The organism is Candidatus Symbiopectobacterium sp. NZEC135, from assembly GCF_025962695.1.
Window position 1 is genome coordinate 1 of the sequence record NZ_JAGFPF010000759.1, and the last position, 971, is coordinate 971.

Here is a 971-nt window from a genome sequence, read left to right on the forward strand (position 1 = left end):
TGAGTAAAAATAGAGACCTTTGAAGGTCTGAATTTTGCTGAAGGATAAACGGTATAAATGCCACCAGATGGCAGTTGCCAGTCAGGTATTACCTGAACAAGCTTTCCTGATTTGATGTCATCATTGACCATAAAATCTGGCAGAACTGATAGCCCCGCCCCCTCACGAACAGCAGATAACACCATTGATGTCGAGTCGATGAACATGACAGCATTCATCTCCAATGAGGCTAATTCACCGCTCTTACCGGAAAAGTGCCAGTATAATGGATCATTCAATATCAAATTTGCGATGAATGGAAAATCGACTATTTCATCAGGATTGCAAGCAGTGCGAATACGTTCACCTAATTTTGGAGAACCGACGATCAACTGTCGAAATGTGCCAATTTTTCTTGCCTGTGACGTGGAATCAGCCAACCAACCTAAGCGTATATCAATATCGAGTTTTTCATTATAAATATCCAGCTTTTGATCACTCACTTTTAATTCTATTTTGCAATTGGGGTAGCGATTACAAAAGTCTGTCGCAACTTTCATTACCATTGCCGAAGCATAATCATAAGGGGCTGATAACCTTAATAAACCCGTTGGTTCCTCAACAGCCTGGGCAAGCTCATCGAATGCATTTTCAGTCTCCCCTAAAATCGTCATGCATCTGGCATGCAGATGTTTACCCGCCTCGGTGGGATGAACATAGCGGGTAGTACGAATCAGAAGTGTGACTCCGGTGTCTTCTTCCAAACGAGCTACCTGTTGGCTGACAACCGCTTTAGTAACCCCGAGATTTTCGGCAGCACGCGTAAACGAACCGGTATTTACCACCGCTGCAAAATAAACCAGTCGGTTAAGATTGAATTTAGCGTTAATTGTCGCTTTACGTTTAATTTTTATCATCCTTAGCCGTATAGTAAAAGCATACAAACTGTCAATTTTGTTTATCTTCTATAATAACATTTTTAGTGGCATTAT

1 protein-coding gene is annotated in these 971 nt (G+C 41.4%); it reads right to left on the reverse strand.

From position 1 onward, the window contains the following. Positions 1-896 (reverse strand): LysR family transcriptional regulator (locus J5224_RS30265; RefSeq protein ID WP_264628745.1); only part of this gene is annotated, 896 nt, incomplete at its 3' end. Between the last annotated feature and the right edge of the window lie 75 nt (positions 897-971).